This window comes from Rhizomicrobium sp. (assembly GCA_037200985.1).
Classification (GTDB): domain Bacteria; phylum Pseudomonadota; class Alphaproteobacteria; order Micropepsales; family Micropepsaceae; genus Rhizomicrobium.
The window spans coordinates 3,208,862-3,235,592 of the sequence record JBBCGJ010000001.1 but is presented as its reverse complement, the minus strand read 5'-3'; the positions used below and the strand labels follow the sequence as shown (position 1 = coordinate 3,235,592).

Genomic DNA, 26,731 nt, shown 5'->3' with positions numbered 1-26,731 from the left:
AGCGAAGAATCTTCGCCGGCCGGGACCGGCCGCGGAACTCTTGCACCCTTCGATGGTTCCCATCCCATCAGGTCCATCCGGACCGAGTGGGGACATATGCGGTATCGATTCATCGGTGTGATGGCGCTCGCCTGCCTCGGCGGATGCGCGGTTTTTTCGCGCGACGTGCCGTCGGTCTATGTCGTCTATTTTCCCAAGGGCAGCACCGAGCTTGCGACCGACGCGAAGAAGATCGTGGATCAGGCGGCCGTCGACATCAAGCACACGCATCCGGCCGCGGTGACGATCGGCGCCGGCGTGTCGTCGGGCAGCGATCCTCATCTGAGCCAGCCGCGCTTCGCCGCCGTCCGCGACGCGCTGGTCGCCGATGGCGTCGACACCGCGCTGATCGCGCGCTCCTCGATCGCCGATGACGGCATGGACGCGGGCGTGGTCGGCGACCAGCGCGTCGAGATCCGCCTCACGGCCAAGGCGACGCCGTAGCGAATTCCGGCATAGGCCCGCCTGCGTCGGGTCCGGCGCGACCGCGCCGGACGATTTGAACTTGTGATCGCGGAGATGAAGCTGGGGACCGATCGGCGTCGTGGGCCCCCGCCTTCGCGGGGGCAATGTTCGCCCAAGAACGACTTAGGCCCGGCGAAGGGCCGGGCCTAAGATCGTGGGCTCACATTGGTTGCGGGGACAGGATTTGAACCTGTGACCTTCAGGTTATGAGCCTGACGAGCTACCGGGCTGCTCCACCCCGCGTCATGGCCCCTCGCTTGCACGAAGGGTGCGCGGATATAGGCCATCGTCCATACCCTGTCCACCCCGAAAACCAGCCGCACCGCCGAACGGAAACCGGCCGTCCGGACCGCTCTGCGATCCACCCGGCCGCGATGCCCGCGATGGCCGAACAGGCGGAGAATAAAGCCTGCGGCTGCCGCGGCGCCCGCCAACGCCTGGCCGCGACGCGGCGCGGTCCGCAGGCAGGCGCCGCGCGGTCAACAGCTATGTGCTGCAGCGCGGCATTTTCGCATTTTGCCTCCCGGCAATTTATGATCTAGTGGACCCTGGAATGAGCAGTTTGATTGCTCTGTGCCCTTGGGTTTGGATTTGAACGCCGATGCTGGGACTGCCGCCGAGACAGGGTCTTTACGACCCCCGCAACGAGCATGACTCGTGCGGTGTCGGCTTCGTGGCCAACATCAGGGGCGAAAAATCCAATGAAATCATTGCTCAAGGCCTGCAGCTCCTCATAAATCTCGACCATCGCGGCGCGGTCGGCGCGGACCCTTTGGTCGGCGACGGCGCCGGCTGCCTCATTCAGATCCCTGACGCTTTATTGCGCGATTGGGCCAAAGGTGCGGGCGTGACCCTGCCGGGCCCCGGCCATTACGCGGTCGCGATGTGCTTCCTGCCGCCCGAGCAGAAGGCGCGCGACATCGTCGTCAAACAGTTCGAGCGCTTCATCAAGAACGAGGGCCAGCGGCTGATCGGCTGGCGCGACGTGCCGACCGATCCCACCGGCCTCGGCAAGACGGTCATCGAGCAGATGCCGCTGATCCGCCAGGCGATCGTCGCCCATGGGCCGGAGGTGAAGGACCAGGACACGTTCGAGCGCAAGCTGCTGGCCATCCGCAAACAGACCCAGAACCCGCTCCAGGACCTGGCGAGGAAGCACCGGCTGCCGTCCATCGCGCAGTTCTATATGCCGTCCTTCTCGACGCGCACCGTGGTCTATAAGGGCCTGCTGCTCGCGCCCGATGTCGGGCGCTTTTATGTGGATCTGAAGAACCCGCTGACCAAGTCGGCGCTGGCGCTGGTGCATCAGCGGTTCTCCACCAACACCTTCCCGTCCTGGAAGCTCGCCCATCCCTACCGCTTCATCGCCCATAACGGCGAGATCAACACGGTGCGCGGCAACGTCAACTGGATGAACGCGCGCCGCCGCACGATGGAATCCGACCTGCTCGGCGCCGATCTCGACAAGATGTGGCCCCTGATCCCGCACGGCCAGTCCGACACGGCGAGCCTCGACAACGCGCTCGAGCTGCTGATCGCGGGCGGCTATCCCATCGCCCATGCGGTGATGATGCTGATCCCGGAGGCCTGGGCCGGCAACAAGCAGATGGATGCGAACCGCCGCGCCTTCTACGAATATCACGCGGCGCTGATGGAACCGTGGGACGGCCCGGCCTCCATCGCCTTCACCGACGGACGCCAGATCGGCGCCACGCTGGACCGCAACGGGCTTCGTCCCGCGCGCTTCATCGTCACCGACGACGATGTCTGCATCCTGGCCTCCGAAGCCGGCGTGCTGCCGGTGCCGGACGAGAAGATCGTGCGCAAATGGCGGCTGCAGCCCGGCAAGATGCTGCTGATCGACCTCGAAGAGGGCCGCATCATCGAAGACGAGGAGATCAAGCGTACCCTCGCCGACGCCAAGCCCTATGAGGAATGGCTGCGGCGCACCCAGTTCAAGCTCGAAGAGCTCGACCTTCCCGAAGAGCAAACTGCGCCGTCGAACGATCCCGCGGCGCTGCTCGATCGGCAGCAGGCGTTTGGGTATACGCAGGAAGACATCCAGTTCTTCCTCGAACCGATGGCGCTTGCGGGCGAGGACCCCGTCGGCTCGATGGGCACCGACACGCCGCTGGCCGTGCTCTCCAGGAAGCCCAAGCTGCTCTACAATTACTTCAAGCAGAATTTCGCCCAGGTCACCAATCCGCCGATCGATCCGATCCGCGAGGAATTGGTGATGAGCCTGGTGTCGATGATCGGGCCGCGGCCGAACCTCTATGGCCGCCAGGCGGGAACGCATAAGCGGCTGGAAGTGCACCAGCCGGTGCTGACCAATGCCGATCTCGAAAAGGTCCGCAGCATCGAGACGCTGCTGGACGGCGCCTTCCGCACCGCGACCATCGACACGACCTGGGACGTCGCCGAAGGCGCCGCCGGGCTCGAACGCGCGGTGGAGCGCATCTGCAATGAGGCGGTCAACGCCGTCCTGCTCGATTCCAACATCCTGATCCTGTCGGACCGCGCCGTGTCGGCGGAGCGCATTGCCGTGCCGGCGCTGCTCGCGGTGGCGGCCGTGCATCATCATCTGGTGCGGCTGGGCCTGCGCATGCAGACCGGCCTCGTCCTGGAGACGGGAGAAGCCCGCGAGGTCCATCACTTCTGCGCGCTCGCCGGCTACGGCGCCGAGGCGATCAATCCCTATCTCGCCTTCGAGACGCTGGAGCAGATCCGGGTGCAGCGCGGCCTGTCGCTCACGCCCTATGAGGTGCAGAAGAACTACATCAAGGCGATCGGCAAGGGCATATTGAAGGTGATGTCCAAGATGGGCATCTCGACCTACCAGTCCTATTGCGGGGCGCAGATCTTCGACGCGGTGGGGCTCTCCTCCGACTTCGTGGAGAAATATTTCACCCGCACGGCGACGACCATCGAAGGCATCGGGATCAAGGAGATCGCGGCGGACTGCGTGCGCCGCCATCGCGACGCCTTTGGCGACAATCCGATCTACCGCGGCATGCTGGACGTCGGCGGCGATTATGCCTTCCGCCTGCGCGGCGAGGACCATGCCTGGACGCCGGAATCGGTGTCGAAGCTGCAGCACGCGGTGCGCGGCAATGTCGTGGAGGATTTCAAGGCCTTCGCCGCGAGCATCAACGAGCAGAGCGAGCGGCTGCTGACCATCCGCGGCCTGATGCAGTTCAAATACGCCGACAAGGCGATCCCGCTGTCGGAGGTCGAGCCCGCGGCCGAGATCGTCAAGCGCTTCTCGACCGGCGCGATGAGCTTCGGCTCGATCTCCCGCGAGGCGCATACGACTCTTGCAATTGCCATGAACAGAATCGGCGGGCGCTCGAACACGGGCGAGGGCGGCGAGGAATCCGACCGCTACAAGCCCTTGCCCAACGGCGATTCGATGCGCTCGAAGATCAAGCAGGTCGCCTCGGGCCGCTTCGGCGTCACCACCGAATATCTCGTCAACGCCGACGACATCCAGATCAAGATGGCGCAGGGCGCCAAGCCCGGCGAGGGCGGCCAGCTTCCCGGCCACAAGGTCGACAAGAACATCGCCAAGGTGCGCCATGCCACGCCGGGCGTCGGGCTGATCTCGCCGCCGCCGCATCACGACATCTATTCGATCGAGGACCTGGCGCAGCTCATCCGCGACCTGAAGAGCGTCAACGAAGAAGCCCGCATCTCGGTCAAGCTGGTATCGGAAGTCGGCGTCGGCACCGTCGCGGCCGGCGTCGCCAAATGCCGCGCCGACCATGTGACGATCTCCGGCTATGAGGGCGGCACCGGCGCCTCGCCGCTCACCTCGCTGACCCATGCCGGTTCGCCCTGGGAGATCGGCCTTGCGGAGACCCAGCAGACCCTGGTGCTGAACGGCCTGCGCGGCCGCATCGCGGTGCAGGTCGACGGCGGACTTCGCACCGGGCGCGACGTCGCCATCGGCGCGCTGCTCGGCGCCGACGAGTTCGGCTTCGCCACGGCGCCGCTGATCGCGGCGGGCTGCATCATGATGCGCAAATGCCATCTCAACACCTGTCCGGTCGGCGTCGCCACACAGGACCCGGTGCTGCGCAAGCGCTTCACCGGCCAGCCGGAGCATGTGATCAACTTCTTCTTCTTCGTCGCCGAAGAGCTGCGCGAGATCATGGCCAGGCTCGGCTTCCGCACCCTGCGCGAGATGATCGGCCGCACCGATAAGCTCGACATGGTCAAGGCGGTGGAGCACTGGAAGGCCAAGGGCATCGACCTGTCGCGGCTGCTCTATCAGCCTGTCCCGAAGCCCGGCATCGCGATCTATCAGGTGGAGCAGCAGAACCATAACCTCAAGACCGTGCTCGACCGCGACCTGATCGCCGCGGCCAAGCCCGCCATCGAAAGCGGCCAGCCGGTGCGGCTGGAGCGCACCATCCGCAATCTCGACCGCACGGTGGGCGCGATGCTGTCGGGCCAGGTGGCGCGCCGCCACGGCCATGCGGGCCTCCCCGAAGACACCATCGTCGTGCGCTTCACCGGCACGGCGGGGCAAAGCTTCGGCGCGTTTCTCTCGCGCGGCGTGAGCCTGGAGCTCACCGGCGACGGCAACGACTATGTCGGCAAGGGGCTCAGCGGCGGCCGCGTCGTGGTGCGCCAGCCCAAGCCGACGCGGCGCGAGCCGACGCAGAACATCATCGTCGGCAACACCGTGCTCTATGGCGCCATCGCGGGCGAGGCCTATTTCGAGGGCGTGGCGGGCGAGCGCTTCGCGGTGCGCAATTCCGGCGCCGTGGCGGTGGTCGAAGGCACCGGCGATCACGGCTGCGAATACATGACCGGCGGCGTCGTCGCCGTGCTCGGCGCGACGGGGCGCAATTTCGCCGCCGGCATGTCGGGCGGCATCGCCTATGTCTACGACGACGAGAGCACGTTCGCCGAACGCTGCAACACGGCGATGGTGAAACTCGAAAAGATCGCGCCCGCGAGCGGCGGCGATGAGGAAGGTTCGCCGCGCCAGCGCTCGGTCAGCGCCGCCGATTCCGGCATGGGCGATCCGTTGCGCTTCGACGCGGAGCGCCTGCGCATCCTGATCGAGCGCCACCTGCTCCACACCGGCAGCGCGCGGGCGCAGCATATCCTCGACAATTGGGACGCGGCGCTGCCGCGCTTCGTGAAGGTGCTGCCGACCGACTACGCCAAGGCGCTGGCCGATCTCAACCGCGAAAAGGCGTCGCTGCGCGCCGTGGCGGCGGAATAGCCATGGCGAACCCCACCGGATTCCTCACCGTCGAACGGCACGAGCGCGGCTATGAGAAGCCGGCCGAGCGCACGCACAATTATCGCGAATTCGTCAAGCCGCTGGCTTACCCGGAGGTCGTCAAGCAGGCGTCGCGCTGCATGGATTGCGGCATCCCCTATTGTCACAACGGTTGCCCGGTCAACAACCAGATCCCCGACTGGAACAACCTGGTCTATCGCGACCAGTGGCGGGCGGCGCTCGACAACCTGCACTCGACCAACAACTTCCCCGAATTCACCGGCCGGGTCTGCCCGGCGCCGTGCGAAGCCTCCTGCACGCTGAACATCGACGACAATCCGGTCACCATCAAAACCATCGAATGCCAGATCGTCGATCGCGGCTGGGAGGAAGGCTGGATCCAGCCGCAGCCGCCGGGCGCCAAGACCGGCAAGAACGTCGCCGTTGTCGGCTCGGGACCGTCGGGCCTCGCCTGCGCCCAGCAGCTCGCGCGCGCCGGCCATGGCGTGACGGTGTTCGAGAAGTCCGACCGCATCGGCGGGCTGCTGCGCTACGGCATTCCCGATTTCAAGATGGAGAAGCATCCCGTCGACCGGCGCCTGCGCCAGATGGAGGCCGAAGGCGTCACCTTCCGCCCGGGCGTCGAGGTCGGCGCCGGCATGTCGGTGGCGATGCTGCACCAGGATTACGACGCGGTGGTCATGGCCGGCGGCGCCGAGCTGCCGCGCGACCTGGAGATCGAGGGCCGCGCGCTCGACGGCATCCATTTCGCGATGGATTTCCTCACCCAGCAGAACAAGCGCGTCGCCGGCGACCCGGAGAAGAAGGCGGCGCCGGCGGGGACGATCAGCGCCAAGGGCAAGCACGTCATCGTGATGGGCGGCGGCGACACCGGTTCGGACTGCATCGGCACCTCCAACCGCCAGGGCGCCGCCTCGATCGTCCAGCTCGAGATCATGCCCCGGCCGCCGGAGAAGGAGAACAAGGCGCTCACCTGGCCCGACTGGCCGCTCAAGCTGCGGACCTCGTCGAGCCATGAGGAAGGCGCGCTGCGCGACTGGTCGGTGCTGGCCAAGCGCGCGCGAGGCGAGGACGGCCGCATCGTGGCGCTGGAATGCGTCCGCGTCGAATGGGTCAAGGGCGCCGACGGCCGCACCCAGATGAAGGAGATCGCGGATAGCGGCTTCGAGCTCGCGGCCGATCTCGTCCTGCTCGCGATGGGCTTCGTCTGCCCGCGCCATAACGGGCTGGTAGAGCAATCCGGCGTGGCGCTCGACGCGCGCAGGAACGTCAAGGCCAACACGCTCGACTACAAGACCAGCGTGCAGAAGGTGTTCGCCTGCGGCGACATGCGGCGCGGCCAGTCGCTGGTGGTCTGGGCGATCCGCGAGGGCCGCCAATGCGCCCGCGCGGTGGACGAATTCCTCATGGGCGCGTCGGAACTGCCGCGCTAAGGCGCGGCCGGCTTTGGCGAAATCCATTCCAGGCCAGTCGGACCCGGTCGCCGGGATGCCCGCCTGCGCGGACAAGACAACGTATAAATCTACAAGAAAAAGCCGATTCCAACGCGCTATTCCTTCGCTGAATTAACCCTCCCGGGCTTGACCCGGCGGCGGCGGCGCTGACAATCCTCCCCTCCGCCAACGTCTGTGGCAGTGCCCCCAAGGACACGCATGACCTTTCCTTCGCGCTGGATGCTCCGCGCACTTCTCGCCTTTCTCATCCTCGCAAGCCCTGCCGCCTATGCGACGCCGCCGTCGCAGCCCTGGCCGCAGACCGCCAGCGATCTGCCGGCCGACGCCTCGGTCCGCTTCGGCACGCTGCCCAACGGCATGCGCTATGCGATCAAGCGCAACGCCACGCCCACGGGCGCGGTGTCGCTGCGCTTCCGCATCGGCGCCGGCTCGCTGATGGAGCGCGACAACGAACAGGGCATCGCCCATATGCTGGAGCATATGGCGTTCCGCGGCTCGGCCCATGTCCCGGACGGCGACATGGTCAAGAAGCTGCAGAGCCTGGGCCTCACCTTCGGCGCCGACACCAACGCCTTCACCGCCGCGACGCAGACCGTCTACGCCTTCGACATGCCCAAGAACGACGCGGCGTCGGTCGATACCGCGCTGACGCTGATGCGCGAGATCGCCAGCAACCTCACCCTCTCCCAGGCCGCGCTCGACACCGAGCGCAACGTCGTGCTGGCCGAGGCGCATCTGCGCGACGTGCCGATCCAGCACCTGCAGAAATCCGACTGGGCGTTCCTTTATGGCGACCGCGCGGCCGCGGCCCTGATGCCGATCGGCAAGGAGAGCATCGTCGCGCATGCGACCGACAAGCTGGTGCGCGGGTTCTACGAAGCCTGGTACCGGCCGGAGCGCGCCACGCTGTTGATCGTCGGGGACGTCGATCCCGGCGAGGTGGAAGCCAAGATCAAGGCCCTGTTCGCGGACTGGACGGCGAAGGCGGCGCCGCGCACCGCCGTGCAATACGCCCCGCCGCTGCACCATCCCGATCCGGTCCGGCTGTTCGCCGAGGCGGGCTCGCAGCCCTATCTCATCTTCAGCTGGCTGCGGCCCTATGACGGCTCGCCGGACAACAAGGCGAACGAGGCGCGCGACGTCGTCCGCTTCATCGCGCTCGGCGTCTTGAACCAGCGCCTGGCCGTGCTGTCGCACGGCGCCAATCCGCCCTTCGTCAACGCCTCGGCCAGCCACGACCACACCGCCACCATCGCCGACACCACCAATATCGTGGTGAGCTATCGCAGCGGCCAGCCGGATGACGGGCTCAGCGCCGCCGAAACCGCGTGGCGCGAGGCGGTGCAGAACGGCGTGCGCCAGGACGAGGTCGACCAGATCGTCGCCCAGTTCCGCACCTTCTTCCAGGGCAATGCCGCCGCCGCCGACACCACGCCGTCGCCCCAGATCATCAACGCGCTGCTGCGCGCCGTCGACGAACGCACCGTGTTCACCGCGCCGTCCTCCGACCTCGAACTTTACGAAGAGGTGGTGCGGGACCTGACGCTCGCCAAGGTCAACGAGGCGCTGAAATTCGTCTTCGGCGGCGACGGGCCGCTCTATTTCGCCAGCGCCGCCGCGCCCCTGCCCGGCGGCGAGGCCGGCGTGAAGGCCACGATCGCCAAGGCCGATTCCGCGCCGTTCGCGGCGCGCGCCCAGGCGGCCCTGCCGCCCTGGCCCTATGGCGATTTCGGCAAGCCCGGCACCGTCGCCGCGACGCGCACGGTGGACGAGTTCGGCGTCACCTATGTCCGCTTCGACAATGGCGTGCTGCTCACCGTCAAGCCGACCAAGTTTCATGTCGGCGAGATCCTGATGAGCGTTCGGCTGGGCAAGGGCCGGCTGGGCCTGCCGCGCGACCGCATCGCGCCGGCCTGGGCGCTCAGCGGCTCCTTCGTGCAGGGAGGCTTGCGCAAATACAGCATCGACGATCTGCAGAAGCGCATGGCCGACAAGATGTGGGGCGCCACGCTCGGCGCCGCCGACGATGCCTTTCTCCTGACCGGGCAGGCGCGCGCCGCCGATCTCGACGCGGAGATGCAGGTGCTCGCCGCCTATGTCACCGATCCCGCGTGGTCGCCGCAGGCCTTCGACCAGGCCCGCGCCGCCTACGCGACCAGCCTCGTGGAGCAGCAGGCGTCGCCCAACGGCGTGCTCGGCCACGCCTTCGCCGGGCTGATCCATGACGGCGATCCGCGCTGGAGCCAGCCGGATGCGGCCGCGGTCTCCGCCACGACGCTGGGCCAGACCAAGGCCCTGCTGGCCGACGCGCTGCAGTCCGGCCCGATCGACGTGACCGTCGTCGGCGACACCACGGTCGATGCCGCGATCCATGCGGTGGCGACGACCTTCGGCGCGCTGCCGCCGCGCCCGGCGCCGGACGGTCCGGCGATGGGCGACGAGCGTTTTCCCGGTCCGGCGGCGCAGCCCGTCGTGCTGGCGCATCACGGCGCGCCCAACCAGGCGATCGCCATGATCGCCTGGCCGACGCAGGGCTTCCTGCCCGACATGAAGCTGCAGCGCACCTTGCGCGTGTTGTCGGAGATCTTCTCGCAGCGCCTGCTCGACGATCTGCGCACCCGCGAAGGCATCACCTACACGCCCGGCGCCGCGACGGTCTCCGCGATGGAGTCCAAGACCTATGGCTATTTCTACGCGCTGGCGCAGCTTCCGCCGGACAAGCTGGCGAATTTCTATGCCGCGGCCGACGCGGTCGCGTCCGATCTGCGCGACAAGCCGGTCGGCGAGGACGAGCTGAACCGCGGCCGCGGCCCGCGCATCGAGGATATCCAGCGCCAGCAGCAGACCAACGAATACTGGCTCTCGCTGCTCGGCGGTTCCCAGGTGAATCCGCGCCTGCTCGACGTCATCCGCTCCACCGTTCCCGATCTTCAGAGCGTGACGGCCGCCGACGTGCAGACGGCCGCGCAGGACTGGCTCAAGGACGCGCATGCCTGGCGCGTCGTCGTGGTTCCGCAGGGCTTCACGCCGCCCGTCCTGGCGCCCTAACCGCCGCCGCACGGCAAACCTGTCGCTGCGTCACCATGGACCCGCGGCGGCGCCCCATGGTAGCGCCTATTTTTAGAAGCGCCGGTATGGAAGGCGCCGGGCCGGCCCGCTAGAGTCCAAGCGCACCGGGCCGCCCGCATCGGGACATACGTGCCCGGACTGGTGAGGACGATGAGCGATCTCGAGACGTTCCGAAGCGAAACGCGCGCCTGGCTGGAGGCCAATTGTCCGCCCTCGATGCGCGGCGGCGCCGAACTGTCGGTGACGGAGGGCGACGACGATTCCATCTGGGGCGGCGCCAAGGCCAGGTTCAAGAATCCCGAGCAGAAGCTCTGGCTCGACCGCATGGCGGCGAAAGGCTGGACCGCGCCGACCTGGCCGAAAGACTATGGCGGCGGCGGGCTTTCGAACGCCGAAGCCCGCGTGCTGCAACAGGAACTCGGCCGCCTGAAAGCGCGTCCCGCGCTGATGTCCTTCGGCATCTGGATGCTGGGGCCGGTGCTGCTCGAATACGCCGACGAAGAACAGAAGAAGCGCTTCCTGCCGCAGATCGTGAAGGGCGAGATCCGCTGGTGCCAGGGCTATAGCGAGCCCGGCGCCGGTTCCGACCTCGCGGGCCTGCGCACCCAGGCGGTCGACAAGGGCGACCACTATCTCGTCAACGGCTCGAAGATCTGGACCTCCTATGCCGACAAGGCGGACTGGATCTTCTGCCTCGTGCGCACCGATAACACGAAAAAGCACGAAGGCATCTCGTTCCTCCTGTTCGACATGGCGTCGCCGGGCGTCGAGCCCAGGCCGATCAAGCTGATCAGCGGCCAGTCGCCGTTCTGCGAGACCTTCTTCACCGACGTGAAAGTGCCCAAGAGCCAGCTGGTCGGAAAGCTCAATGGCGGCTGGGACATCGCCAAGCGCCTGTTGCAATACGAGCGCCAGAACATCTCGGCGGGCGGCTTCGGCGGCGGCAGCGGCGGCTACGATCTCGAACATGCCGCGCTCGACCATATCGGCAGGGACGACGGCAAGATCGCGGACGCCGACCTGCGCGGCCGCATCACGGCGCACAAGATGGAGGCGCGCGCCTTCGCGCTGACCGTGCGCCGCGCCGAAGAAGAGTCCAAGCAGGGCAAGGGTCCTTCGGCCGCGACCTCGATCATCAAATACGCCGCCGCCAAGATAAACCAGGAGCGCACCGAGCTGATGGTGGAGGCGCTGGGCACCCAGGCGCTGGGCTGGGAGGGCGAGGCCTACAAGCCCGAAGAGATCGCCGCGATGCGCGCCATGCTGCGCGCCAAGGGCAATTCCATCGAGGGCGGCACGTCGGAAGTGAACCTGAACGTCATCTCCAAGCGCGTGCTGGGCCTGATGGATCATCAATGAACAAGAGGACGGGCAGCGAATAGAAATGCCCTCTCGCGATCGCCAAACCGGAGGAATTACGCATGAGCGCGGCTGAAAACATCGATACCGACCTGGAGGCGTTCCGCGCCGAGGCGCGCCGATGGATCGAGGAGAATTTCCCCCCGTCGCTGAAGGGCAAGGGCGCGATGATGGCGGGCGAGGGCGGCCCGGCCGGCGGCGGCGACTTCGCCCGATGGAAGAAGGCGATGGGCGAGAAGGGCTGGGGCACGCCCACCTACCCGAAGCAATATGGCGGCGGCGGGCTTTCGACCGCGCAGGCGCGCGTGGTGAGCCAGGAGCTGGCCCGCATCGGCGCCTTCAATCCGATCGGCGGCATGGGCGTGATGATGTTCGGCCCCACGCTGCTGGAATACGGCTCGGAAGAGCAGAAGAAGAAATACGTCCCGGGCATCGTCCAGGGCACGACGTGGTGGTGCCAGGGCTATAGCGAGCCCGGCGCCGGCTCCGACCTCGCCGCCCTGCGCACGCAATGCGTCGACAAGGGCGATCACTTCCTGGTCAACGGCCAGAAGATCTGGACCTCGGGCGCGCAATATGCCGACATGTGCTTCTGCCTCGTGCGCACCGACAACACGAAGAAGCACGAGGGCATCTCGTTCCTGTTGATCGACATGAAGTCGCCAGGCGTCGAAGTGCGGCCGATCAAGCTGATCAGCGGCAACTCGCCCTTCTGCGAGACCTTCTTCACCGACGTGAAGGTGCCGAAGGAGAACCTGATGGGCCCGCTCAACGGCGGCTGGACCATCGGCAAGCGCCTGCTGCAGTTCGAGCGCGCCGGCCTGGGCGGCAATATCGGCAGCGCCGCCGGGCTCGGCCGCAGCGGCGAGACCCGCACGCTCGACCAGGTCGCCAAGGCCTATGCCGGCGCGAACGACAACGGCCGCATCGCCGACGCCGATCTACGCGCCCGGATCACCAATCACCTGATGGACAGCCGCGCCTTCATGCTCACCGTGCTGCGCGCCCAAGCCGAGGCCAAGGGCAACCAGGGACCGTCGGCGACGACCTCTATCATGAAAAACGCCGGCTCGCGCATCGGCCAGGAGCGCTCCGAGCTCCTGATCGAGATGATGGGCCATCAGGGGCTGGGCTGGGACGGCGAAGGCTTCAGCCGCGGCGAGCTCGATACGGTGCGGGGCTGGCTCGGCGGCAAGGCCACGACGATCTATGGCGGCAGCCAGGAGATCCAGAACAACATCATCGCCAAGCGCATCCTTGGCCTCTTGGATCATCAGTGAGACGCGATCCGCACTTTTCCTCCCCCATTGTTATGGGGGAGGTGCTGAGCGAGCACTTGCGAGCGAAGCGGAGGGGGCTCGCTCGGGGCTGGCCCCCTCCGGCGCTTCGCGCCACCTCCCCCATAACAATGGGGGAGGAAAATGAAATCGGGTACGAACGCTAGGGAAGAACGAACATGGCAGTCCTGAACGAAGAACAGACGCTCATCCGCGACGCCGCGAAATCCTGGGTGCAGGAAAAATCGCCCGTCACCGCTTTCCGCAAGCTGCGCGACAGCGACAACGAAGACGGCTTCGACCGCGCCGCGTGGCGGGAGATGGCCGAGCTGGGCTGGGCTGGCATCCTCGTGCCCGAGGAATTCGGCGGCGTGGGGCTGGGTTATCTCACCCTCGGCCTAGTGCTGGAGGAGACGGGCCGCACGCTGACGGCGTCGCCCTTGATCTCGACCGCGCTGACCGCGACGACGGCCTTGCTGCTCGCCGGTTCGGATGCGCAGAAGCAGACATACCTGCCCGCCATCGCCGAAGGAAAGCTGATCGCGACGCTCGCCGTCGACGAAGGCCCGCATCATGCGCCGGAGAAGATCGCGCTGGCCGGCACCGACGGCGGCAACGGCAAGGTGATGCTGAACGGCAAGAAGACCTTCGTGCTCGACGGCGGCACGGCGGACCTGATCATCGTCGCGGCGCGCACCAGCGGAAAACCCGGCGACAAGGGCGGCATCACCTTGGTCCTGGTCGACGGCAAGGCGTCCGGCCTGACGCGCCAGAAGCTGAAGACCGTCGACAGCCGCGGCTATGCCAATCTGACGTTCCAGGACGTCCAGGGCGACGTCCTCGGCACGTCGAACCAAGGCGGCGGCATCCTGGAAACAACGCTCGACCGTGCCCGCGCCGGCCTTGCCGCCGAGATGCTCGGCCAGGCGATGCAGTCCTTCGAGGTGACGCTCGACTATCTCAAGACCCGCGAGCAGTTCGGCCAGAAGATCGGCACCTTCCAGGCGCTGCAGCACCGCGCCGCCAAGATGTTCACCGATCTGGAGCTGGCGCGCTCTTGCGTCGAGGGCGCCCTGTCGGCCATCGACCGCGACGCCAACGACGTGGCGCAGCTTGCCTCGCTGGCCAAGGCCAAGGTCGGCGATCTGGTGCACCTCGTCTCCAACGAGATGGTGCAGATGCATGGCGGCATCGGCATGACCGACGCGCATGACGCGGGTCTTTATCTCAAGCGCGCCCGCGCCCAGGAAGCGACCTTCGGCGGCTCGTCCTACCACCGCGACCGCTACGCGACGTTATTGGGATATTAGACTTTCCTCCCCCGCAACAGCGGGGGAGGAAATTATTGCGCTTTCGGCACCACGTTGCTCGTGGTGCCCGCCGGCACCTGGTCGATGATCAGCAGCTTGACCGGCACCGAGCCCTTGTTGACTCCGTAGTGCCAGGTGCTCTGCATTTCGGCGATGAACGCGCCCGCCTTGACCTCGAAGGTCTTGTCGGTCTGCGTGTTGACCACCGTGAGCACGCCTTCCAGCACATAGACATAGTGCGGATAGGGATGCTGGTGCTCCGGCAGCGTCGCGCCCGGCGGGAACGTCGCGATGGAGACCGCCACATCCGGCTTGTCCGGCACGACGATGGGCTGGCCGGTGATCGTCGTGTTGCCGCGAAAGACCGGTACCGCCGTCACCTTGGGCGCGTCGGCCGCCATGGCCGCGCCGGTGACGAAGACGAACGCCGCCGCAAAGGCAAGATTTCGCATGGTCAGACCCTCTCTATCGCCAGCGCGACGCCCTGGCCGACGCCGACGCACAGCGTCGCCAGCGCGCGCCGGCCGCCGGTCTTCTCTAGCTGATGCAGCGCGGTCAGCGCCAGCCGCGCCCCGCTCATGCCGAGCGGATGGCCGAGCGCGATGGCGCCGCCATTCGGGTTCACGACATCGGCGTCGTCGGGCAGCCCCAGCCCGCGCAGCACCGCCAGCGACTGGCTGGCGAAGGCCTCGTTCAGCTCGATGACGTCGAAGTCGCCGATCTTGAGTCCGAGGCGCGCCAGCAGCTTCTCCGTCGCCGGCACCGGCCCGACGCCCATCACCCGCGGCGCCACGCCCGCTGTCGCCATGCCCAGCACGCGGCCGCGGATGGTCAACCCGTTCTTCTTCGCTGCGTCTTCGGAAGCAATGATCATCGCCGCCGCGCCGTCGTTCACGCCCGAGGCATTGCCCGCCGTCACCGTGCCGGGATTACGGAACGGCGTCTTCAGCCGGGCGAGATCCTCCGCCGTGGTCTGCGGGCGCGGATGTTCGTCGGCGGTGAACGGCATGGGCTTGCCCTTGCCGTCCTTGGCTTCGACGGCGACGGTCTCCTCCGCGAAAAATCCGCTTGCGATGGCGCGGCCGGCCTTCTGCTGGCTGCGCAGCGCGAAGGCGTCCTGGTCGGCGCGGGATATCCGATAAGCCTCGGCGACATTCTCGCCGGTCTCCGGCATCGAATCCGTGCCGTATACCGCCTTCATCCTCGGATTGACGAAGCGCCAGCCGATCGTCGTGTCGTGGTTCTCCGCCGCGCGGGGAAAGGCGCTCTCGGCCTTGCCCATCACGAAGGGCGCGCGCGTCATCGATTCGACGCCGCCGGCGATGGCGAGCGAAATCTCGCCCGCCTTCACCGCGCGCGCCGCCGAGCCCACCGCGTCGAGACCCGAGGCGCAGAGCCGGTTGATCGTCGTCCCCGGCACCGTCTCCGGCAGACCGGAGAGCAGCGCCGCCATGCGCGCGACGTTGCGGTTGTCCTCGCCCGCCTGGTTGGCGCAGCCGAGATAGACCTCTTCCACCTTGGCCCAATCCACCGCGCCGTTGCGCGCCATCAGGGCCTTGATCGGCAGCGCCGCGAGATCGTCGGTGCGCACATAGGCGAGGCCGCCGCCATAGCGCCCGATGGGCGTGCGCACGGCATCGCAGATATAGGCATCTTTGAGAGCGGACATGGCGTTTTCCCGATGGCTTATTGGACCAACTTAGCCAAGGCCGCCACCTTCGCCAAACACGCGTTTGCCCGCGGAATTGCCGCTCTGGCCGGACCGCGTTAGCCTTCGCGCAAACGCCATCGGGAGAACGCCATGAAAGCCGCCGTCTACTACGAGAACGGTCCGCCCTCCGTCCTGAAATACGAAGACGTCCCCGATCCGCAGGTGATGCCGAACGGCATCGTCATCCGCGTCGAGGCGGTGTCGATCGAGGGCGGCGACACGCTGAACCGCCAGGGCGGTCCCCTGATGACCGTGCCGCATGTCGTCGGCTACCAGGCGGCGGGCGAAGTCGTCGCGGTCGGCGCCGACGTCACCGATTTCCAGATCGGCGACAAGGCGGTGACCACCGGCTTCAACGGCAGCCATGCCGAGCTGCGCTCGGTCGCGGCGCGCACGGCGTGGAAGATTCCCAAGGGTGCCGATGTCAGGCTTGCCGCCGCGGTCCCGGTGCCGTTCGGCACGGCGCATGACTGCCTGTTCGAGTTCGGCCGCCTCAAGCGCGGCGAGACCGTGCTGGTGCAGGCCGGCGCCTCCGGCGTCGGCGTCGCGGCGATCCAGCTCGCCAAGCGCGCCGGCGCGCGCGTGCTCGCCACCGCCTCCAGCGACGAGCGGCTCGAGAAGCTGAAGCCGCTCGGCCTCGATCACGGCATCAACTACAAGACCTCCGACGTCGTGCAGGCCGTGATGACGATCACGGACAACAAGGGCGTCGATCTGGTCGTTGATCCGGTCGGCGGGTCGACGCTGCAGGGATCGCTCCTGTCGCTCGGCTATCGCGGCCGGGTGTCGATGGTCGGCGCCGCGGGACGCGAGCCGATGCGTGTCGATGTCGGCTCGCTCATGGTCGGAAACCGGAGCCTCACCGGCGTCTTTCTCGGTGCGGAACTCGCGACCGATCGCGTGCACGACATGATTCAGGGTTTGGTGGACGAAGTTGCCGTTGGATCGTTGCGAGTCGTTATCGACAAGACATTCCCGCTTTCGCAGGCGGCGGCGGCACACGCTTACATCGAAAGCAGAAAAGCTGTGGGCCGAGTTCTCCTTATTCCTTGAGCGTTCGGCAATCGCCGTTCCGCTCCGGTTGTCCCCAGTCCGTAAGGCTCTGATTCAACAGTACTTATGCTGCCCGGCGGGCGCCCTGCGACGAGCGGGCGAAAGGACTCGTCTCGCGCGAGGGGCGCTGCATATATTGAGCCCATGGGGCAGGCTCGTGTCGGACATCCCGGCGATGCTGGAACATCGCGGAGCCCTATGGGCTCGGTGGAGGCGTATATGAGTTTGGTCGAAGACGTGCAGGCGTTCGTTCGCGAAGCCAATCGAATCACGGAGGTGAAGGAGCTTCGCAGTCTGCTGGAAGGCATCGTGCAGACGCTGGGGTTCGACTATTTCGCGCTGGTCCACCATGTGAACATCTATCAGACCAATGGCGACGTGGTTTACCTGTTCGACTTTCCGCAGGCATGGGCCGATCAGATCGACCGCAGGGGATATTTTTCGGACGATCCGGTGCTCGTCGCCTGCGAGAAATCGGCCGCGCCTTTCGTGTGGTCCGAAGTGTCGCGCATCGTCAAGCTGACCGGCCGCCAGCAGGAAATCCTGAAGTCGGCCCAGGATGCTGGTCTGGGCGGCGGGTTCACCGTTCCCATCCATGTGCCGGGCGAGCACACCGGCGCCTGTTCGTTCAGCACCCGCACCGGCCGCGACGTTCCCGAACACGCGCTGCCCGCCGCGCATTATGTCGGCTGCTTCGCGTTCGAGGCGGCCCGCCGCCTCGTCCAGCGCCGCGCCCAGACGGCGCAGACCAGGATCCAGACGACGGCCAAGCCGAAGCTGACGCGCCGCCAGCTCGACTGCGTCGTGCTCGCCGGACGCGGCAAGAGCGACCGCGACGTCGGCCAGATCCTCGGCATCAGCGACCAGACCGTCCACCAGCACATGGAAGAGGCCAAGCGCAAATACGAGGTCGCGACGCGCATGCAGCTCGTCGTCCGCGCGCTGTTCGACAGCCAATTGGCGTTCGCCGATCTCGTGAACTGACGCCTCCCCTAACTAGGGGAAGGCGGCGCGGCGCCCGTTGGTGCAACTCTCCCGGCCTCAGCCCGAGGGAGACGCTCCATGGTCCAGGTCATCAACGCCAACAATCGCCACAAATACGTTCCAGCGGTCGAGGCCATGCATCGCGACCGCAAGAAGATTTTCGTCGACAACCTGAAATGGAACATCCCGGTCGACGGCGAGCATGAGATCGACCAGTTCGACACCCCCGACGCGACCTATCTCGTCGTGCTCGACGAGACCAAGCAGACGCATCTGGGCTCGGTGCGGCTCCTGCCGACCACCAAGCCGCACCTTTTGAGCGAAGTCTTCCCGATGGTGTGCGACGACGGCGTTCCGGTCGGCGACGACATCTGGGAGATCACCCGCTTCTGCGCCGCGACCCATCTGCGCGGCCGCGATTCCTTCATGGTGCAGAGCCGCCTGGCGATCGGCATGGTCGAACTGGCGCTGCTCTACGGCATCACGCGCTACACCTGCCTGGCCGTCCCGGCCTTCCTGTCGACCATCATGGCGGTCGGCTGGGAATGCGAGCCGCTCGGCCTGCCGCGCGAGGTCAACGGCGAGACGGTCGGCGCGCTCTTGATCAAGATATCGCCCGCGACGCTGCAGCTTCTGCGCATGCGGATGGGCTGGCGCCATCCCATTCTCGAGCTCGACGCCGTCGGGCACGCCGCGGCCACGACCGCCGCGAAGGCCGCATAGACTCTCCCTCAATTTCCAACGGGTGGAAGAACCATGTCCGTCGCATTCGCCGAACCCCGGCTCTCCGACTGGATCGGAGAGATACGGGAACAGGGCTACTGTATCGTTCCCGGCATCATGCCCAAGTCCAAGGTCCAGGCGATCCACAACGACCTGAAGGATCGCTTCGAAAGGACGCCCTTCTGCGAAGGCGAATTCTACGGCAGCCACACCAAGAGGTTCGGCGGCCTGCTCAAGCGCTCCGCCCATGCGGCGGCGTTCGTCCAGCAGCCTCTGATCCTGGACATCGCGCAGACGCTTCTCGGCCCGTTCTGCGACAGCATCCAGCTCAATCTGACGCAGGCGCTGGAGATCTGGCCGGGCGAATGGGAGCAGGTCCCGCACCGCGACCAGGACATGTGGCGCGGACCGATCGGCGAGATCGAATATCTGATCAACATCATGTGGCCGTTCACGCCCTATCGGAAGGAGAACGGCGCCACGCTGATCTGGCCGAACAGCCATCGCCGGCAGGACGAGAACATCATCGACCGCGGCGAGGCGATCGCGGCCGAAATGAACCCGGGCGACGCCCTGGTCTATCTCGGCTCGACGATGCATGGCGCCGGAGCCAACATCACCGCGGCGCCGCGGGCCGGCATGATCATCAGCTACAGCCTGGGATGGCTGAAACCCTTCGAGAACCAGTGGCTGGTCTATCCGCCTGAAATCGCGCGGACATTTCCTCCGGATCTGGCGGCCCTGGCGGGCTATCGGATGCATCGTCCGAACCTCGGCAACTATGAGGGGCAGAGCCCGTCCGTGCTGCTGCAGGACGAGGTGCCGGAATATCTGCATTCGGTCGATGGTCTGCGTGCGGATCAGGCGGAGCTGATCGCGGAATTCAAGGCGCGCCAGCGTACAGGCTCTGTGTTAGGCTGACTCGAAGCGGGTACCTGCCGGCGGACCGGCGGCCGAGGCGAGTGCAAGATATCAACTATGCTTCTCACGAACGCGACGTTTGATTTCATCGAGGAGATCGACCGCAAGGATGACATCCCGACGCTGGTCGACTCCTATCAGAGCCTGATCGGCAAGTTTGGAATGCTCTATTTCATGGCGGGCAACCGGGACCATCCCGCCATGCAGCGCGAGGACCGGCTGTGGGCGACGACCTGGCCGGAGGAGTGGCTGAACCACTGGATGTCGCGGAAGTATTTTTTCGTCGATCCGGTGGCGGCGCAGCTCATGCGGCGCAACGAGCCGGTGCGCTGGAGCGAAGCGCAGACCGCCAGCAACAAGACCGGCGCCCGCATCTTCGAGGAAGCCAACGAATTCCGCATGAAGGACGGCTTCGCGCTGCCGATCTACAGCCGCGAGGGGTTCGTCATCGCCATCTCGATGGGCGCCGAGCATTACGAGCTGGGCAAGCTCGAAGAGATGTGCCTGCATATCGGCTCGATCTATTTCCACGCCAAGCTCGAGCGCCTGCGCGCCAAGGACGCGCCGCCGCCGCACAGCCCGCGGCTGACGCGCCGCGAGCGCGAATGCCTCTCCTGGGTGGCGGCCGGCAAGACCGATTGGGAAATCTCGCAGATCCTCGCCATCGCCGAGCAGACGGTGCACGAATACGTCCAGAACGCGCTCATCAAGCTCAACGCGACGACGCGGGCTCAGGCCGTGGCGGTCGCCATCTTCACCAAGCAGATCACCGCCTGATCCCCCTCATACCGGGGGGATGACGGGACGCGGGCGGGGCGCGAGCCTCCCCGCCGCTCCCTGGGACGGCGCCCGATGATCGAAGTGGTGACCAGCCGCAACGCGCTGCTCTACGAAGCGCCGCTGCGCGACATGTATCGCCTCAGGCATCGCGTGCTGGTGGAGCACAGGGGCATCGAACGCCTGCGCCGGCGCGACGGGCTGCAGACCGACCGCTTCGATACCGCCGACGCCATCTATCTGCTCCTGACCGAGGATGGGGGCAGGGTGCGCGGCGCCGCGCGCCTCCTGCCGACGACGGGGCCGCATGTCTTCGCCGACGCGGTGCCGCATCTGTGCGCGGTCCGCGGCGTGCAGCGCGGCGCGCGGATCCTGGAGCTCAGCCGCGCCATCGTCGACGAGAAGGGGCTCGGCCGCGCCCAGATGGAGACCGCCCGCAAGAACCTCCTGGTCGGCCTGTTCGAGTTCTGCGTGCGCGCCGGCTGCGAGAAATTCACCACCCTGATGCCCACCGACCTTCTGTTCCGCAACCTCGTGATGGGCGTCGATATCAAGCCGCTGGGCCTGGCGGTGGAGCGCGACGGCACCAAGCAGGTCGCGGTCGCGGCGACCGTCGACCAGACGGCGCTGGATGCCGTCCGGCTGGCGCTCGATGTCTACGAGCCCCTTATTTACTATGTCGGCGCACGGGCGGGCGATCCGCTGGAACTCGCGCCGGCGCGGATTCCCGCGCGGCCGCTGGAAGCCGCCGAATAGTACCGCCCTGTCGCGGTTAGGACGTAAAATCTCCTCGCGTAGCCTTTCGCTCGCCAGTCGCTATACTCACGCCCGGATGGGCCGCGATCCGTGACCCGGGAGTGACGATGCAGGCACGTTTGCTGGCTTTGAAAAGTGCCGTCCCGCCCTATGTCTTGAACCAGACAGACGTCTCCGTACGCGCCGCGGCGCTGTTCGAGGGGCACCGCGACATGACCCGGCTGATGCCGGTGTTCGAGAATACCGGCATCGAACGGCGCTATTCCTGCGTTCCGATCGACTGGTACAGCCAGCCGCATGGCTGGACCGACCGCAACGCCCTCTACATCGAGAACGCCGTCGACCTGTTCGAGACGCTGACCGGCGCGCTGCTGGACGAGGCCGGCCTGGGGCGCGAGGACATCGACGCCATCGTGGTCTCCTCCACCACCGGCATCGCCACGCCGAGCCTCGACGCGCTGGTGATCGAACGGCTCGATCTGCGGCGCAATGTCCGCAGGCTGCCGATCTTCGGGCTGGGCTGCGCCGGGGGCGTGGTCGGCCTCTCGCGGGCCGCCGAGCTCGCCCGGGCCTATCCCGGCAGCAAGGTGCTGTTCCTGGTGGTCGAGCTCTGCGCCCTGACCTTCCGCAAGGACGATACGTCCAAGAGCAACATCGTGGCGACCGCGCTGTTCGGCGACGGCGCCGCCGGCGCAATCCTCTCGACCGAGGGCGACGGGCCGAAGGTGGGCGCGAGCGGCGAATACACCTGGCCGGATTCGCTCGGCATCATGGGCTGGGATGTGCAGGACGACGGGCTGAAGGCGATTTTCTCCCAGAGCATCCCCTCCCTCGTCGCCAACGACTTCAAGCCGATCCTGCACGGCTATCTGGAAGCGAACGGGCTCTCGCTCTGCGATTTCGACCGCTTCGCCTGCCATCCGGGCGGCGCCAAGGTGCTCGATGCGCTGGAGGATGCCTTCGGCATCCAGCGCGGCGATCTGGTGGACAGCCGCGCCATCCTGCGCGCCTTCGGCAATATGTCGGCGGTGACGGCGCTGTTCGTGCTGGAACGCATGAAATGGCGCGAGCAGCGCACGCTGATGACCGCGCTCGGCCCCGGCTTCACCGCCGTCTTCCTGGCGATCGGCGGGCCGTGAGGCTCGCGATCTACATCGTCCTCGTCCTCGTCGCCGTGCAGCGGCTGGTCGAGATCGCCTATGCCGAGCGCAACACGCGCGCGCTCCTGGCGCGGGGCGCGGTCGAGGCCGGCCGTGCGCATTATCCGCTGATCGTCGTGCTGCATGCCGCCTGGCTGACCGCCATCGTCCTGCTGCTGCCGCCCGATGCGACGATCCACTGGTGGGCGCTGGCGCTGTTCGTCGCGCTGCAGCTGGCGCGCGTCTGGGTCATCGCCACGCTCGGTCCCTATTGGACGACGCGGATCATCACGATCGAGCAGGCGCCCCTGGTGCGCAAGGGTCCCTATCGCTTCGTGCGCCATCCCAACTATCTCGTCGTGGCCGGCGAGATCGCGGCGCTGCCGCTCGCCTTCGGCGAGATCGGTGTCGCGGTTGTCTTCACGATCCTGAACGGCCTGATGCTCGCCTGGCGCATCCGCCAGGAGGACACCGCGCTCGCCGCGCGGCGCGGCCTGCCGGCCGGCACGGGTTGAGGCCCGCCATGGGAGCGCTGCGCTTCGTCGGACCGTTCCTCTTCGCAGCGTCGATTCCGGCTTTCTACTATCTCGTCGGTCCCTGGGGACCGTTCCTCACCGTCGCGGCGCTGCTGGCGGCGCTGATCGGCGCCGAGCTCGTCTCGGATCGCGGCCAGGGCCCGGCCGTGGCGGAGGATGTGCGTCTCTTTCGGGTGCTGCCCAATCTCTACGTGCCGGTGCAGCTCGGCGTGATCGGCTGGGCGGTCGTCGTGGCGAGGGACGCGGGCCCCGCCGGCTTCGCGGCGCTGGCCGTATCGGTCGGCGTGACGACCGGCGTGTTCGGCGTGCTGGCGGCGCACGAACTCGTGCACGGCCATGACCGCGCGGAGCGGTTCCTCGGCCTCGTGATGCTCACCGGCATGAGCTATCGCCATTTCCGCGTCGCGCATATCTTCGGGCATCACCGCTGGGCCGCGACCGAGCACGATCCGGCCAGCGCCCGGCTCGGCGAAAGCTTCTACGCCTTCCTGCCGCGCACCGTCGCGGCGCAGTTCGCCGATGCCTGGGGGTTCGAGACGCGGCGGCTGCATGGCGGCGCGATCTGGAACAACCGAATCGCCCGCGACGTCGCGGCGATGCTCGCGCTCTATTTCGCAATCGCAGCAACGCTCGGGCCGCGCAGCGCCGGACTGTTCGCAGGCCAGAGCGCGGTCGGCATCGTCGTGCTCGAACTGTTCAACTACATCGCCCATTACGGCCTGACGCGGAAGCGCCGGGGACGGGGCCACGAACCGTTCACCGCGGCGCATAGCTGGAACTCGAGCAACGCGCTCGCCAACGCGCTCATCTTCAACATGGGCCGCCATTCGTGCCACCACGCACGGCCCGCATCGTCGTTCGAGCGTCTGGAATGGGTCGCCGCCGCGCCGGAGCTTCCGGCCGGCTATGCCGGCAGCATCCTTCTCGCGCTCGTGCCGCCTCTGTGGCGGCGCGTCATGGACCCAGCGGTCCAAAAGCTTCAAACTGGCATCAGCAACGCACCTGCCTGAGACCTGATGCCGCCCATCGTCAAAATCTGGATCGGCTTCGCGGCCATGTGTCTCGGCATGGCGATGGCCGTGCTGGACATCCAGATCGTCGCCAGCTCCTTCACCACCATCCAGGCCTCGCTCAAGGTCACGTCGGACGAACTGAGCTGGATCCAGACCGGCTATCTCATGGCGGAGGTGATCGCCATTCCGCTGACCGGCTGGCTCACGCGGGCGATGTCCCTGCGCTGGATGTTCGCGGCCGCAACACTGGGCTTCACCCTGGCGAGCATGGCCTGCGCCCTGTGCACCTCGCTGCCGCCCTTCATCGTCCTGCGCGTGGTCCAGGGCTTCTGCGGCGGCATGCTGATCCCCGGCGTCTTCACCTCGGTCTTCGTGATGATGCCGGAGAAGCACCGCATCGCCGCCACCGCGCTGGCCGGCACGCTGGCGGTGATCGCGCCGACGGTCGGGCCCGCCATCGGCGGCTATCTCACGGAGTACTATAGCTGGCACTGGATCTTCCTGATCAATCTCGTCCCCGGCATCGCGATCGTGGGCCTGGTGATCGGCTTCGTGCGGCTGGGCGAGCCGGACGCGTCCGAATTCCGCCGCATCGACTATTTCGCCGTCGCGCTGGCGGCGGTCTTCCTGGCGACACTCGAACTGGTGCTCAAGGAAGCGCCGAAATACCAATGGCAGGGCGCCTTCGTGTTCGGCTGCATCGGGGTCTGCGTGGTGACCGGCTCGGGCGCGATCTGGCGCAGCCTGTTCAGCCGGCATCCCTTCCTCGACCTCTACCGCTTCCGCGAGCGCACCTTCACGCTCGGCTGCACGCTGAGCTTCGTGCTGGGGCTGGGTCTTTACGGCTCGGTCTACCTGCTCGCCCTGTTCCTCGGCCTGGTGCGCGAGCATTCGCCATGGGAGATCGGCACGATCATGATCGTCTCCGGCGCGGCCCAGCTTGCGACCGCGCCCGTCGCCGCCTGGCTCGAAAGCAAGGTCGATCCGCGCATCCTGACCGGCTTCGGCTACAGCCTGTTCGCCGCCGGCCTGATCGCCAACGGCTACGAGACGGCGGCGACGGATTATGACGGCCTGTTCTGGCCGCAGGTGATGCGCGGCGCCAGCGTCATGCTCTGCATCCTGCCGGCGACGCGGCTGGCGCTCGACACGCTGATGCCGGGCCAGGTCGCGGACGGCAGCGCGCTGTTCAACCTGATGCGCAATCTGGGCGGCGCCATCGGCATCGCGCTGGTCGACACGATCCTCTATCAGCGCACGCCGACGCACGCCCGGGCGCTGGCGCAACGGCTCCAGGCCGGCGACGCCGACGCGGCGCGTCTCGTCGGCCTGCCGGCGCAATACTTCCACGGCCGCGACATGGGACCGGTCGACGAGACCATGCGCGCCTTCGCCGAGCCGCTGATCCAAAAGGCCGCGCTGGTGCAGTCGTTCAACGAGGCGTGGATCGCGATCGGCCTGTTCTTCGCGCTGTCGCTTCTGGTGCTGCCCTTCATGCGCCACATCCGCCGCTCGGCGATGGGACCGGAAGTCGCTTAGGCCGCCGCTTCGGCGGCGCGCGCCATGCGGCCCGAGCGGATCGCGATGGCGAGGCACAGCATCATGGTGAGCGACGCCAGAAGAAAGGGCAGGCCGGGAATATTCCACTGCGGATGGCGCACCGCCCAGGCGAAGGACAGGCCGTAGACGAGCGGCCCGGCGACCGAGGCGACACCGGCCAGGCTCTGATTGGCGCCCTGCAATTGTCCCTGTTCGGAAGGCCCGACGCGCCGCGTCATCAATCCCTGCAGGCCCGGCACGAGCAATTGCCACAGCGCGTTGAACGGCACGGCCAGCAGATAGAGCCACACCGTCGGCGCCCAGGAGATCCACGCCAGGCCGAGAATGGGAAAGGCCGCGCCGGCGATCAGGCAGGCGCGCTCGCCGAACCGCCTGACGAAAGGTCCGACGATGAAGCTCTGCACCGAGACGCCGACGCAGCTGAAGGCCGCCATGAACAGGCCGGTCGTGCCGGCCGTCCAGTGGAAGCGATAGCCGGCATAGAGAACGAACACGCTCGGCCACACCATGTTGGCGAGCTGGTTGAGGAAGCCGACGGTCGCCAGCGGCAGCAACTCATGATGCGAGCGCAGCAGCTTCAGCGATCCCAAGGGATTGGCGCGCCGCCAATGGAAGGCCGCCGTGCGCCTGGACGGCGGCAGCGATTCCGGGACCACGAAGAAGCCGTAGAGCGCGTTGACGAGCGTGAGCGCCGCCGCCACGAGGAAGGGCAGGCGCAGATTGATGTCGCCGAGATAGCCGCCGATCGCAGGCCCCGCGAGAAAGCCGACGCTGAACGCGGCGCCCATCCAGCCGAAGGCCTGGGCGCGCTCCTCGGGCGGCGTCACGTCCGCGACATAGGCATTCGCCGTGGAGAATACGCCGGAGGTCGCGCCGCTGATCAGCCGACCGACGAACAGCCAGGCGAGGCTCGGCGCGAAGGCCATGAACAGGAAGTCGAGGCCGAGGCCGCCGATGCACAGAAGAAGCACCGGCCGGCGTCCGAGCCGGTCCGACAACAGGCCCAGCACGGGCCCCGCGAGGAAGCTCATCGCCCCGCCGAACACGGCGAAGGCGACATTCCAGTCGGCGGCCGCGGCGGTGTCGCCGCCGTTGAACTGCTTGAGCAGGTTCGGCAGGACCGGAATCATGATGCCGATCGTCACCGCGCACGCCACCGCGCTCGCGAAAATGAAACCGAACGCCGCTCGCCCGCGTCCGGACGCGGGTTCGGCGTCGTCGGTCATGGCGCGATGATGGGCTATCGTGCCGGGTCAGGCAATCGCGCGCGGCAGGCTCGAGCGCTTGCCGCGCGTCCGAAAAGAAAAGGCCGGCGCCTGGGCGCC

At 67.1% G+C, this 26,731-nt stretch carries 20 protein-coding genes and 1 tRNA gene; 17 read left to right on the top strand and 4 right to left on the bottom strand.

What is annotated here, in order from left to right; translation table 11 throughout:
- The first annotated feature begins 96 nt into the window (after window positions 1–96).
- Window positions 97–483 (top strand): hypothetical protein, encoded by a 387-nt coding sequence (locus WDN01_15780; protein MEJ0027484.1) that lies wholly within the window; start codon window positions 97–99, stop codon window positions 481–483.
- Between the two features lie 187 nt (window positions 484–670).
- Here WDN01_15780 and WDN01_15775 read toward each other — a convergent pair.
- A tRNA-Met gene (locus tag WDN01_15775) sits at window positions 671–747 on the bottom strand.
- Between the two features lie 358 nt (window positions 748–1,105).
- On the opposite strand from WDN01_15775, the gene gltB reads away from it, so the two are divergent.
- The 6 genes from gltB (at window position 1,106) to WDN01_15745 (ending at window position 14,233) form a co-directional block, all read left to right on the top strand.
- Window positions 1,106–5,743 carry a glutamate synthase large subunit gene (gene gltB / locus WDN01_15770; GenBank protein MEJ0027483.1) on the top strand — a complete coding sequence of 1,546 codons (4,638 nt, stop codon included), beginning with the start codon at window positions 1,106–1,108 and terminating at the stop codon, window positions 5,741–5,743.
- 2 nt (window positions 5,744–5,745) lie between these two features.
- Window positions 5,746–7,197, top strand: a complete 1,452-nt coding sequence (locus WDN01_15765; GenBank protein MEJ0027482.1) for a glutamate synthase subunit beta — start codon at window positions 5,746–5,748, stop codon at window positions 7,195–7,197.
- Between the two features lie 219 nt (window positions 7,198–7,416).
- Complete coding sequence (locus WDN01_15760) at window positions 7,417–10,266, top strand: insulinase family protein (GenBank protein MEJ0027481.1); 2,850 nt, start codon at window positions 7,417–7,419, stop codon at window positions 10,264–10,266.
- Between the two features lie 171 nt (window positions 10,267–10,437).
- Window positions 10,438–11,646 (top strand): acyl-CoA dehydrogenase family protein, encoded by a 1,209-nt coding sequence (locus WDN01_15755; protein ID MEJ0027480.1) that lies wholly within the window; start codon window positions 10,438–10,440, stop codon window positions 11,644–11,646.
- Window positions 11,647–11,708: 62 nt separating this feature from the next.
- Window positions 11,709–12,926 (top strand): acyl-CoA dehydrogenase family protein, encoded by a 1,218-nt coding sequence (locus WDN01_15750; GenBank protein MEJ0027479.1) that lies wholly within the window; start codon window positions 11,709–11,711, stop codon window positions 12,924–12,926.
- A gap of 176 nt (window positions 12,927–13,102) precedes the next feature.
- Complete coding sequence (locus WDN01_15745) at window positions 13,103–14,233, top strand: acyl-CoA dehydrogenase family protein (GenBank protein MEJ0027478.1); 1,131 nt, start codon at window positions 13,103–13,105, stop codon at window positions 14,231–14,233.
- Between the two features lie 32 nt (window positions 14,234–14,265).
- On the opposite strand, the gene WDN01_15740 is transcribed toward WDN01_15745, so the two are convergent.
- Window positions 14,266–14,685 carry a cupin domain-containing protein gene (locus WDN01_15740; GenBank protein MEJ0027477.1) on the bottom strand — a complete coding sequence of 140 codons (420 nt, stop codon included), beginning with the start codon at window positions 14,683–14,685 and terminating at the stop codon, window positions 14,266–14,268.
- A 2-nt stretch (window positions 14,686–14,687) separates the two neighbouring features.
- On the bottom strand, window positions 14,688–15,902 hold the full coding sequence (gene pcaF, locus WDN01_15735; protein ID MEJ0027476.1) for a 3-oxoadipyl-CoA thiolase: 1,215 nt from the start codon (window positions 15,900–15,902) through the stop codon (window positions 14,688–14,690).
- A 132-nt stretch (window positions 15,903–16,034) separates the two neighbouring features.
- On the opposite strand from pcaF, the gene WDN01_15730 reads away from it, so the two are divergent.
- The 10 genes from WDN01_15730 (at window position 16,035) to WDN01_15685 (ending at window position 25,385) form a co-directional block, all read left to right on the top strand.
- Complete coding sequence (locus WDN01_15730; protein MEJ0027475.1) at window positions 16,035–16,997, top strand: zinc-binding alcohol dehydrogenase family protein; 963 nt, start codon at window positions 16,035–16,037, stop codon at window positions 16,995–16,997.
- Window positions 16,998–17,216: 219 nt separating this feature from the next.
- The gene (locus WDN01_15725) at window positions 17,217–17,981 is read left to right on the top strand and encodes a LuxR family transcriptional regulator (GenBank protein MEJ0027474.1); all 765 of its coding nucleotides are present in this window, start codon (window positions 17,217–17,219) and stop codon (window positions 17,979–17,981) included.
- Window positions 17,982–18,059: 78 nt separating this feature from the next.
- Complete coding sequence (locus WDN01_15720) at window positions 18,060–18,704, top strand: acyl-homoserine-lactone synthase (protein MEJ0027473.1); 645 nt, start codon at window positions 18,060–18,062, stop codon at window positions 18,702–18,704.
- A gap of 33 nt (window positions 18,705–18,737) precedes the next feature.
- Complete coding sequence (locus tag WDN01_15715) at window positions 18,738–19,625, top strand: phytanoyl-CoA dioxygenase family protein (protein ID MEJ0027472.1); 888 nt, start codon at window positions 18,738–18,740, stop codon at window positions 19,623–19,625.
- Window positions 19,626–19,682: 57 nt separating this feature from the next.
- Window positions 19,683–20,402 (top strand): LuxR family transcriptional regulator, encoded by a 720-nt coding sequence (locus WDN01_15710; GenBank protein MEJ0027471.1) that lies wholly within the window; start codon window positions 19,683–19,685, stop codon window positions 20,400–20,402.
- Window positions 20,403–20,477: 75 nt separating this feature from the next.
- Entirely contained in the window at window positions 20,478–21,158 is a 681-nt protein-coding gene (locus WDN01_15705) for an acyl-homoserine-lactone synthase (GenBank protein MEJ0027470.1), read from the top strand.
- Window positions 21,159–21,265: 107 nt separating this feature from the next.
- Window positions 21,266–22,297: a hypothetical protein gene (locus WDN01_15700; GenBank protein MEJ0027469.1), complete on the top strand. Its 1,032-nt coding sequence runs from the start codon at window positions 21,266–21,268 to the stop codon at window positions 22,295–22,297.
- Window positions 22,294–22,812, top strand: a complete 519-nt coding sequence (locus WDN01_15695) for an isoprenylcysteine carboxylmethyltransferase family protein (protein ID MEJ0027468.1) — start codon at window positions 22,294–22,296, stop codon at window positions 22,810–22,812. The genes WDN01_15700 and WDN01_15695 overlap by 4 nt, the downstream gene beginning before the upstream one ends.
- An 8-nt stretch (window positions 22,813–22,820) precedes the next feature.
- A complete protein-coding gene (locus tag WDN01_15690) occupies window positions 22,821–23,843 on the top strand; it encodes an alkane 1-monooxygenase (GenBank protein MEJ0027467.1) in 1,023 nt (340 codons plus the stop codon).
- A 6-nt stretch (window positions 23,844–23,849) separates the two neighbouring features.
- Window positions 23,850–25,385 (top strand): DHA2 family efflux MFS transporter permease subunit, encoded by a 1,536-nt coding sequence (locus WDN01_15685; protein MEJ0027466.1) that lies wholly within the window; start codon window positions 23,850–23,852, stop codon window positions 25,383–25,385.
- On the opposite strand, the gene WDN01_15680 is transcribed toward WDN01_15685, so the two are convergent.
- Window positions 25,382–26,632 (bottom strand): TCR/Tet family MFS transporter, encoded by a 1,251-nt coding sequence (locus WDN01_15680; GenBank protein MEJ0027465.1) that lies wholly within the window; start codon window positions 26,630–26,632, stop codon window positions 25,382–25,384. The genes WDN01_15685 and WDN01_15680 overlap by 4 nt on opposite strands.
- Window positions 26,633–26,731 lie beyond the last annotated feature (99 nt).

Bases quoted from the DNA above. Each gene is read 5' to 3' on its own strand.
- WDN01_15780 (MEJ0027484.1), top strand. From the start codon at position 97: ATGCGGTATCGATTCATCGGTGTGATGGCGCTCGCCTGCCTCGGCGGA.
- gltB (MEJ0027483.1), top strand. From the start codon at position 1,106: ATGCTGGGACTGCCGCCGAGACAGGGTCTTTACGACCCCCGCAACGAG.
- WDN01_15765 (MEJ0027482.1), top strand. From the start codon at position 5,746: ATGGCGAACCCCACCGGATTCCTCACCGTCGAACGGCACGAGCGCGGC.
- WDN01_15760 (MEJ0027481.1), top strand. From the start codon at position 7,417: ATGACCTTTCCTTCGCGCTGGATGCTCCGCGCACTTCTCGCCTTTCTC.
- WDN01_15755 (MEJ0027480.1), top strand. From the start codon at position 10,438: ATGAGCGATCTCGAGACGTTCCGAAGCGAAACGCGCGCCTGGCTGGAG.
- WDN01_15750 (MEJ0027479.1), top strand. From the start codon at position 11,709: ATGAGCGCGGCTGAAAACATCGATACCGACCTGGAGGCGTTCCGCGCC.
- WDN01_15745 (MEJ0027478.1), top strand. From the start codon at position 13,103: ATGGCAGTCCTGAACGAAGAACAGACGCTCATCCGCGACGCCGCGAAA.
- WDN01_15740 (MEJ0027477.1), bottom strand. From the start codon at position 14,685: ATGCGAAATCTTGCCTTTGCGGCGGCGTTCGTCTTCGTCACCGGCGCG.
- pcaF (MEJ0027476.1), bottom strand. From the start codon at position 15,902: ATGTCCGCTCTCAAAGATGCCTATATCTGCGATGCCGTGCGCACGCCC.
- WDN01_15730 (MEJ0027475.1), top strand. From the start codon at position 16,035: ATGAAAGCCGCCGTCTACTACGAGAACGGTCCGCCCTCCGTCCTGAAA.
- WDN01_15725 (MEJ0027474.1), top strand. From the start codon at position 17,217: ATGAGTTTGGTCGAAGACGTGCAGGCGTTCGTTCGCGAAGCCAATCGA.
- WDN01_15720 (MEJ0027473.1), top strand. From the start codon at position 18,060: ATGGTCCAGGTCATCAACGCCAACAATCGCCACAAATACGTTCCAGCG.
- WDN01_15715 (MEJ0027472.1), top strand. From the start codon at position 18,738: ATGTCCGTCGCATTCGCCGAACCCCGGCTCTCCGACTGGATCGGAGAG.
- WDN01_15710 (MEJ0027471.1), top strand. From the start codon at position 19,683: ATGCTTCTCACGAACGCGACGTTTGATTTCATCGAGGAGATCGACCGC.
- WDN01_15705 (MEJ0027470.1), top strand. From the start codon at position 20,478: ATGATCGAAGTGGTGACCAGCCGCAACGCGCTGCTCTACGAAGCGCCG.
- WDN01_15700 (MEJ0027469.1), top strand. From the start codon at position 21,266: ATGCAGGCACGTTTGCTGGCTTTGAAAAGTGCCGTCCCGCCCTATGTC.
- WDN01_15690 (MEJ0027467.1), top strand. From the start codon at position 22,821: ATGGGAGCGCTGCGCTTCGTCGGACCGTTCCTCTTCGCAGCGTCGATT.
- WDN01_15685 (MEJ0027466.1), top strand. From the start codon at position 23,850: ATGCCGCCCATCGTCAAAATCTGGATCGGCTTCGCGGCCATGTGTCTC.
- WDN01_15680 (MEJ0027465.1), bottom strand. From the start codon at position 26,632: ATGACCGACGACGCCGAACCCGCGTCCGGACGCGGGCGAGCGGCGTTC.